Source organism: Bartonella sp. AP258QHHD, assembly GCF_042196145.1.
In the GTDB taxonomy this organism is placed as follows: domain Bacteria; phylum Pseudomonadota; class Alphaproteobacteria; order Rhizobiales; family Rhizobiaceae; genus Bartonella.
On sequence record NZ_JBHIPR010000071.1, the window covers coordinates 1 to 8,545 of the forward strand.

At 39.5% G+C, this 8,545-nt stretch carries 6 protein-coding genes; 3 read left to right on the plus strand and 3 right to left on the minus strand.

The window, feature by feature from the left end; genetic code table 11:
* Positions 1–829: 829 nt before the first annotated feature.
* Positions 830–1,843, minus strand: a complete 1,014-nt coding sequence (locus ACFIMM_RS08200) for a sensor histidine kinase (RefSeq protein ID WP_375611690.1) — start codon at positions 1,841–1,843, stop codon at positions 830–832.
* A gap of 22 nt (positions 1,844–1,865) precedes the next feature.
* On the minus strand, positions 1,866–2,660 hold the full coding sequence (locus tag ACFIMM_RS08205) for a response regulator (protein WP_375607013.1): 795 nt from the start codon (positions 2,658–2,660) through the stop codon (positions 1,866–1,868).
* 168 nt (positions 2,661–2,828) lie between these two features.
* Between ACFIMM_RS08205 and ACFIMM_RS08210 the strand changes: the two genes are divergently transcribed.
* From ACFIMM_RS08210 to ACFIMM_RS08220, 3 genes are all read left to right on the plus strand, one after another.
* The gene (locus ACFIMM_RS08210) at positions 2,829–3,032 is read left to right on the plus strand and encodes a NepR family anti-sigma factor (RefSeq protein WP_375610684.1); all 204 of its coding nucleotides are present in this window, start codon (positions 2,829–2,831) and stop codon (positions 3,030–3,032) included.
* Positions 3,033–3,039: 7 nt separating this feature from the next.
* Positions 3,040–3,594 carry an RNA polymerase sigma factor gene (locus ACFIMM_RS08215; RefSeq protein WP_375611691.1) on the plus strand — a complete coding sequence of 185 codons (555 nt, stop codon included), beginning with the start codon at positions 3,040–3,042 and terminating at the stop codon, positions 3,592–3,594.
* 224 nt (positions 3,595–3,818) lie between these two features.
* A complete protein-coding gene (locus ACFIMM_RS08220) occupies positions 3,819–5,249 on the plus strand; it encodes a sensor histidine kinase (protein WP_375611692.1) in 1,431 nt (476 codons plus the stop codon).
* Positions 5,250–6,142: 893 nt separating this feature from the next.
* On the opposite strand, the gene ACFIMM_RS08225 is transcribed toward ACFIMM_RS08220, so the two are convergent.
* The gene (locus ACFIMM_RS08225) at positions 6,143–8,131 is read right to left on the minus strand and encodes a M23 family metallopeptidase (protein WP_375682572.1); all 1,989 of its coding nucleotides are present in this window, start codon (positions 8,129–8,131) and stop codon (positions 6,143–6,145) included.
* Positions 8,132–8,545: the final 414 nt, after the last annotated feature.

Genomic DNA, 8,545 nt, shown 5'->3' on the forward strand with positions numbered 1-8,545 from the left:
GGGGGGGGCTATGTCGGTGAGTAATATTTGAAAAAAGACTAAAATGCCTCTTATGGACGCTCTCAAAGGTCAATGGCTGTTGTAACATGAGAGACAAATGGTATGATGATGCTCAGCTACTACTTTTATGAAGTGAAAAGGGGTATGAAGGTAAAGAAGGGCGTGGCGTAACAAGGGGCGGTTTTGATGGTTCACTTTACGGGGGCTATTATATCTTATTTACAGATACTGTTTTGAAATGAGCGTGGATGCGCTGGGAAATATTAAAAAAAAATGCGTGAATGAGGGACACAAGTGTATTCTGTTTTAGGATGCCCTATTGTAACTGAAGAGAATATCTCCATTAAAGAATGCGATAAATAAAAGCATAAAATGTGTAATTTACATCAATTAATTGTCGTTTTCGTGGAGGCTTTAAGCCCGTAAAGCTGAAGAATGATGATGGATGTTAGCTTTACTCCTTGAAATTGCATATTATGCCAAAATAAAATTGTATGCGCATTGCGAAAATTATACAAAAAGAGATGGGTAATAGGCTCGCTTTTATTTGGCATAGTAAAAGTTGAAACGGTTTGCTCTTTATCGTTTTGGTTTCTGTTTTAAAATATGCCGGTTATATGAGGGATGGAAGTTGATTAACAGCGGGAATGGATTTTATGTAGCTTTCAGTTCTCATCGTTAAGGTTTTTCGTTAAGGTTTTGGGGAACTATTGGGGGACTATAGAGGTTGGTTTAAAGAGGTTGGAAAATGTCTTTGTGCTTAATAAACAGATGAGACATTTTACTAAAAAAGGGGAAACTTCTCTTGTTCATTGTTTAAAATGCTCTTTTAAGAAAAAATATCAAAATAAGTATCAGGAACAGAGAGGCAATAGACAATTCCTTCTTGTGTCAATTTGAGGGAAGCTGAACCATTCACAGAAATGGGAACGATTTTTTCGAGAACGGCACTACCAAAACAGGCTTTTTTATTGTTTGTGGGAGGGATGCCGGATTCAAAATTTTCATGCCAAGTGATGATAAGTTGCGTTTTGCCATTCAGTTTTGTTTCGATTTCACAGCGTACACAGATGCTCCCCTTTTCTTGGGAAAGGGCTCCAAAAGAAAGAGAATTGACAATCAGTTCATGAAAAGCCAAACCAATATGCAGAGCGGCATTGGGAAAAAGATAAGGATCGACGCCTTCAAGTGAAAAACGTTCTGTTTCTTTCATAAAATAACCTAAAGCCTGCGTTTGGACCAATTCGCGAAATTGAGCACCGCGCCAATCGGAATCAGTGATCAGATCTTGAGAATGAGAAAGAGAATGAAGACGACCTTGAAATTTTCGTAAAAAAACCTGAAGAGATTCAGTATAGCGGGCGGTTTGGCTGGCAATACTTTGAATGATCGCTAGAAGATTTTTAGAACGGTGACTGACTTCGCGAAGAAGGATTTTAAGCACTTGTTCACGGCGGCGTAAGCCGGAAATATTGACACCGGTGGTGATAATACCAATAATGTCTTCGTTATCATTGCGGTGGCAATCAATAGAAAATTTGTACCAAATCTCTTGTTTGTTTGTATCTTCAAAACGTGCTTCAACAGTTTGCATTTTGCCACTGGCTAAAACTTGCAGTTTGATGGTTTCCATATTGTCTGCAAGGTCAAGCGAAAAAAAGTCGCTGTCACGACACCCAACCCGCCATTTATTGTGCAAATGGTGTGGCAAGTTTTCAGCCCATAAATAAACCAGATTTGTTGCCTGATAGAGAACGCAAATATCAGCACCACGAATCGCTTGCATGAGCGCACTCATATGAGATTTATCCATGGGAGGCTTTGAAAGAGGCGTAACGATCATAATTTTAAGATGTTACCCTGTTCTAAGCCGCTTTAGAAGCATTCTCTTGAAAAAATAAAGCTTGGGAAATAAGCGCTTTCACCATATCAGGGTTAAAAGGTTTGGTCACTAAAAAAGTTGGTTCTGGACGCTCGCCAGTGAGAAGCCTTTCGGGAAAAGCCGTGATGAAAATCACCGGTATACGGTCATTTTTCAAAATCTCGTTGACCGCATCAATCCCTGAACTGTTATCGGCTAATTGAATATCAGCCAAAATCAACCGTGGTTTTTTCTTATGATACATGATGACAGCTTCATCACGCGTGCGCGCTATTCCTACAACATGATGACCTAGGCTTTCTACCATTTGCTCAATATCAAGTGCAATAAGAGGTTCATCTTCAATAATCATGACTTCAGTGGCAATTTGTTGAGAAATATCAATGGATGCTTGGTTGAGAAGCTTGCGAAATTCTTTCGTATCCAGATTCATGATTTCGCTGGCGTCTTGTTCATGAAACCCTTCAACAGCAATGAGCAAAAATGCTTGGCGTGCACGGGGTGTGAGATAGGATAATTTGGCACTGGTTTTTTGTTCAAGACCAAATTGGGGCAGGGGTTCAGGGATGTTTGGTGTGGTTTGGTCAAAAAGATGGCAAAAAAGCCAATAGGTACCAATTCGGTCAGTGGAGGCTTTGGGAAAAATGGAGATGTCGGCAATGAGTGCTTCCAACATCGCTGAAACATAGGCATCGCCAGAGGATTGGCTACCGGTGACAGAGCGGGCAAAACGCCGAAGATAGGGAAGATGCGGGGCAATGCGCGTTGATAATGACATAATTTATAACTCCTTTGACCTTTCAAGCATTTTGTTGGTTGAAATTCTCAACCGATAAAAAAGTTCCTTGATTTGTATGGAACTTTTTACCGGCAGCTATATTTACAACCATAAGGCGAAAAATTCTTCGCGGTGCTACCAGTAATATATGGATTAGGGGGATGAAAAATGAACGACCGTGATGAAAAAAATCTCACCACACAATTTAGAGTTGGAGATGATCTTCTCGGGGTCAATAGCGAAATAGCACGGAAGTTACGTCAATTTTACATGGAAATTCAAGAAGAAGCACTGCCACGGTGTTTGCTTGAGCTTTTAGAGAAGTTGGAGCGCGCAGAGCAATTTGGCTTAAACAATGTGGAAAAGGTTTGAATCCTTTATGTCAAAGTGCGCGAAAAACTTTAAACAAGAACTCCTTTCTGTGTTGCCGGCTTTACGAGCTTTTGCTGTTTCTTTAAGTGGCAAGCACGATAAAGCCGAAGATTTGGTCCAAGATACTGTTATGAAGGCATGGGCTAAGCAAGATAGTTTTGAGATGGGAACTAATCTTAAAGCTTGGCTTTTTACCATTTTGCGCAATGAATTTTATAGTCAAATGCGTAAAAAGGGAAGAGAAGTTCAAGATACCGATGGCGTGTTTACTCAAAATGTCGCTGTTCATCCTGCTCAATATGGATCGCTTGATTTACAAGATTTCAAAAAAGCCTTAAATTTGCTTTCTGCCGATCAAAGAGAAGCCATTATTCTCATTGGCGCATCGGGATTTTCTTATGAAGATGCTGCGGCTATTTGTGGTTGTGCTGTTGGAACCATTAAAAGCCGTGTGAGCAGGGCGCGTAATCGATTACAAGAACTTCTTAAAGTCAATGGTGAGTCTGATTATGGTCCTGATTCTTACTCAGCTGGAAGTACATTGTGTTCATTTAACGGCTAAAAAAGCATAATAATTATGATTGATAGCCTTGTTTTTTTTATTCCCGTTATAGCTATTACAGTAAAGTCAGTATCTGAGGGAATTCAGAAGTTTGGCGTGTATCCTTAGGAACACAAGAAAAGCCTGTATAAAACTTTCTCACGGGCTTTAGGTTTTATGTTCCATAAGGTTGCCTTCCTTTGTGCTGAAAAATGACGACTTTCAAGTTCGCCAATGGACATTCTATGACAACAAAAACAAATTTGATGCCTCAAATGCCTTCTTCTGATGCAACGATATCACGCTGGCGGTGGGGTGCGATTGTTGTTTCTCTTGTTATGGCTCTTTTGGCATCGGTTTTTATTATGTTGCTTTCAAATGCCGTTGATCGAGAAGTCGCACAGTTGAATACAAGTTCAGAATTGCGCGAACAGGCTGATTTGGTCCTTATTAGCCTGATTGATATGGCTGTTGCTGACCGCAGCTATGCAAAAACGCGCAAGGCGGAAGATAAAATACGTTTTGAAAATGCAGAGCGGGAGTTGGGGAATATTCTCGACTATATCGCACTTATTGTTTATGCGCATCCGCAGTGGTATAAATGGTTTACGGCTTTTAAAGAAGAGGTTGAAGCACGAAAAGCCTTTATGAATGCCCATATGCGTGCTCTTGATGCGATTCCTGAACAACCTTCTCAACCTTCTCATGCGGACTCTTTGGAAGTATCAAAGATTCCTGTAGCACGTTTAGCTCAATTGATGACAAGCTTTATTAATGGGGATGATGTGGTGCGACAAAAACAGCGTGAGGGTATCGCATTGATGCGGGCGGCTTTGACATTGGCGGCTATTGTTTCCGTTGTGAGTACCTTTATTTCTGCCTATTTTGTTATTAATCGTTTTCATCGTGATATGCGCTCTTTAAAATTGTATCAATTGCTGCTTCATAGTGAAAATATCGCTCTGGAAGCCCGCGTGAAAGAACGAACACAAGAATTAGAAAGAGCACGTAATCACGCTGAAAAAGAACGCCAACGGGTTGAAATATTGTTGCAGGATGCAAGCCATCGCATTGGCAATTCTCTTGGGACGGTGTCTTCTTTGTTGGGGCTCCAGTTAAACCGGAGCAAAAATGAAGAGGTCCGTGCTGTTCTAGGGGCTGCACGTGATCGTATTCAGACAATTTCTACAGCACATCGTCGTTTGCGCTTAAGTGATGATATGGAAACGACTTTATTGGCAGAGTTTCTCAGCTCTGTTGTGCATGATGTCGAATTGGCAGTCCCTTTTGAATTGCGTGAAAACATCACCATTCACACCAACTTTAAAGATTGTCGCCTGTCTTCAAGAGATGCGACAACACTTGGAATTATCCTTGGTGAACTGCTGACAAATTCCTTAAAACATGCCTTTCCTGATCAACGGTCTGGTCATATTTATATCTCCTTTGGTCCCCAGAAAGATGGACAATTGATGCTCATTGTAGAAGATGATGGCGTGGGAATGAAAAGCCAAACTTTAAAACAAAAAACAGGACTTGGTCGTGTGGTCGTGGAACAGCTCTGTATGCAATTTGGTGAAAAACCTCTGTTTGAAACTTCTGCTTTAGGAGGCACAAAGATTGTCATTCCTTTGCCAAAACTTAGCATGAATAGTTCAAAAAAAAGCTCTGACTGATTTTTTAAAAGGGTAAATTTTCTCTTTTCTCGTGGTAAGCTGCCTTTCATTCATCGTGAATGTATGGGGAGGGCATCTTTTCACAAGAAGAAGGAAAAATACGGCTTCAGTAGCGCGAACACAGCACCATTCATATCAGATTGTCAATTGCCTTCAAGAGAAACAATTTTGCTTCTTTATCTTTTGGTGTAATGTTTGATTTTCTCTCTTGTTGTTTTTTTGCTTTGTTGACTCCGATGATCGGCTTTCAAAGTTCTCCTTGTCTGAGAGCTTTGAAGTGCTTAAGTTAGCCTTTAAATTTATTTTGAATAAGTGCTTCTTTAAGCCAATAATACTTATATTCGTAAGCTCTATTGCTTTGCAAAGAGAGAGTTTTTTCAAGTTTTGTTATTTTTTGTAAGGCATGTGAAACTTTAAATATGGGGTGTTTTTGTAAAAGTGTGTAAGGAATATTCTTAAGGTAGAACGCGCTTGTAAAAAACTCATGCCCTCCCTCCTTCAGGGCTTTAAACAGCATCAGTGCTCAACCAGTGGAATCTGTGCAACAAGAAGTCGGGTTGTTTATAGAATGATATGGGTTTTAGAATCTTCGTTCTTTAGAAAAACTCACCTTTGATTTGAGATTTTATTGCATGGCAATAAGGACGGGCTATCGTTTTGATAAAATAAACAAGAAGAGTTAGCCTTTTGGGGTTTCATATTTTTCACTTTTCTATTGTGCGTAAACCAGAAAAGGGGAGGGCGTTTTATTTTTAATCATTGTGATGCGACCTTGGGTGGTGGCATCTTTCGGCGTATTCTTTAATAGATATTTAAAATGCGGAAATCTCTTTAAGAAAAGTAAGCGCTCAAGCATATTTTTAGATGTTTTGAGTCGTAAAAATGCAGATGCTTTAAGTTTCTTCGGAGGGTGCTATTGGGCTGTTGATCAAGGCATCAATGTTGTTTTTTTCTTGTAGGAATGTTTGTAGGTCTTGATTGGTTAAGGCTTTGCTATCCGGTATACGAATGCGCATGGGATCAACTTTGACGCCATTGACAATGATTTCAAAATGACAATGGGGACCGGTTGCCATTCCTGTTGATCCAACATACCCAATAATTTGTCCTTGTCGTACTTTCACGCCTGGTTTGATGTCTGGTGCATAACGACTTTGGTGTGAATAACTGCTGACATATCCATTGGCATGTTGAATTTCCGTATGGTTTCCATAGCCGCCTGTTACGCCTACTCTTGTGACAATACCATCTCCTACAGCAATAATGGGTGATCCTTTAGGAGCAATCCAATCAACACCCGTATGCATGCGGACATAGCCTAAAATAGGATGTTTGCGTGGACCAAAGGGAGAGCCAAAAATGCCATTTGGTGTGGGTTTGCGCAGCAAGAAAGGCTTTGAACTTTTCCCTTCAGAATCATAATAATCAACGCTTCCATCTTTTAATTGATAACGGTAATATTTATAAGTTGTATTCCCAAAAGTTGCACTAATATAACGAATTTCTGGATCAGCGTTCTTGGATGATTCCTTTGCTTTCAAATTCTTTTTGCCGTTTTTGTTTTCTTTATCGCTTTGTGGTACAGCATAAAATATTTCGATCTGATCATTGGGTGTTATCGGACTTTTCATATCAATATTGGTGGCTAGCAGACGAATAAGACGATGAGAGAGAGATTGTGATATATTATGGCTTAGCAAAGCACTATAGAGTGCATCATAAGCCGTTGGTAATTGCGCGCTATTGATATAAGAATGTGGAATACCATTTTGAAAAGCCGTTTTAAGTGCTTTAGACATTTTAGGCTCTGTGCTTTCAATGAATTGGCCTTTATCATTCAGGGCAATGGTGAGAACATGATGCATCCCTTGATAGATACTTGCGCGTACGAGATGGTCTTCTTCACCAGCTTGTGTCACAATACCAATGCGTAAAAGGCTTCCCTCTTTAAGGGAATCGGAAAGGCTTATTTTTTCTAGCGTTTTTACAACCTGGTCAATTTGCTTTTTTGTATAACTGGTTTTTTTGAAAGCATCGGCTATCGTTTGTTTTTTACGAATAGGAATAATATCTTCAACATAGTTTTTCGTCAGATCGATACGGTGACTTTGAGGAGAAACGGTTACATTTTCTTGAACGATTCGAACTTCAGGGGATTCTGTGCCTTGGGAAGGGGAGGATACATCTTCTAATTTTAAAGGATCAATCAATGTGAGAACTGAAAGAAGTTCGGAGCTCTTTTCTAAAGTAAATCCAGCTTTTTGTACTTCTTGTTGTGCCTCTTCATCTGTCAATGTGTCGCTGTCATCAAAATCGAATTGATTTACCTTAAAATCATAGCTGCGTAAGGTGAGTTTTGTTTCAACCTTTGCTCCATAAATCTGCCCAGAATCTTCTTGTGGTGCGATATTTTGATTTTTCGTATCACTAGCAAGAATGCTTAAAGAATCAAATTTTGGATAGCTATATTTCTGGGGGCGATTTTCGGCTAAAGCCATACGAATCCATTCAAAATGTTGTGTTTGAATGACTTTTTCATCGCCTTTTTTTTGTAGAATCGATAATTCAAATTGACGTTTTCTGTCAAAGCTTTGCCTTGCATGGGTGGGAGAAATACGATCACCTTTATAGCCATTGGCCTCAGGGTCTTGTGATTCTGATAGGTTTTCTTGCGTAAACCATTGTGGCGGTGTTACCAATCGCTGTTGTTCATCAAGAGCCGTAAAAAGTGCAATCCCCATAAGAATGCAGGAAGTGATTCCTGTCAGAATGGTTCCCGTAAGCCAACGAGCAGAGACCTGTCGGCGCGCAGGCCGCAAGCGCTTGACGACAAGAGCAGGGTCTTGTCCAGGATCGTTTTTTTGTTGTTCGTTATCCCACATAGATTTATAAGAGTACTTTTCAATATTAAATAAAGAAAGCTAGATAGATAGCTTAGCATGCTTCTACAGGAATTTGATTCTTTTTACAAATTACAGATCATGCGATTCTCTTTATACAGCAATGTCTTTATAAATCGTATCTGCGCAGAAAATTTTCTCTATTAAAGTAGCATAAAACAAGCGTTATTGTGATTAACTCATTCCTAGGCAACTTCCTATTTTTATGCATTGCAATGGGGTGCTATATTTTACTTTAAAGGCGCCATGCTCTCTTTGAACTCCTTGCTGTTTTCATGTTTTATTTTTATGAAGGCAGATTTTTCCTATAATTGCTTGTTTCCAATAATGTCTTGAAATAGGATTTTTTGTTCAATATTTTATTGGTAAAGTTTGGGTTATTTTATTTAAAAAAAA

Coding starts and splice junctions, on each gene's coding strand:
- ACFIMM_RS08205 (WP_375607013.1), bottom strand. CDS start 2,660: ATGTCATTATCAACGCGCATTGCCCCGCATCTTCCCTATCTTCGGCGT.
- ACFIMM_RS08215 (WP_375611691.1), top strand. CDS start 3,040: ATGTCAAAGTGCGCGAAAAACTTTAAACAAGAACTCCTTTCTGTGTTG.
- ACFIMM_RS08200 (WP_375611690.1), bottom strand. CDS start 1,843: ATGATCGTTACGCCTCTTTCAAAGCCTCCCATGGATAAATCTCATATG.
- ACFIMM_RS08210 (WP_375610684.1), top strand. CDS start 2,829: ATGAACGACCGTGATGAAAAAAATCTCACCACACAATTTAGAGTTGGA.
- ACFIMM_RS08220 (WP_375611692.1), top strand. CDS start 3,819: ATGACAACAAAAACAAATTTGATGCCTCAAATGCCTTCTTCTGATGCA.
- ACFIMM_RS08225 (WP_375682572.1), bottom strand. CDS start 8,131: ATGTGGGATAACGAACAACAAAAAAACGATCCTGGACAAGACCCTGCT.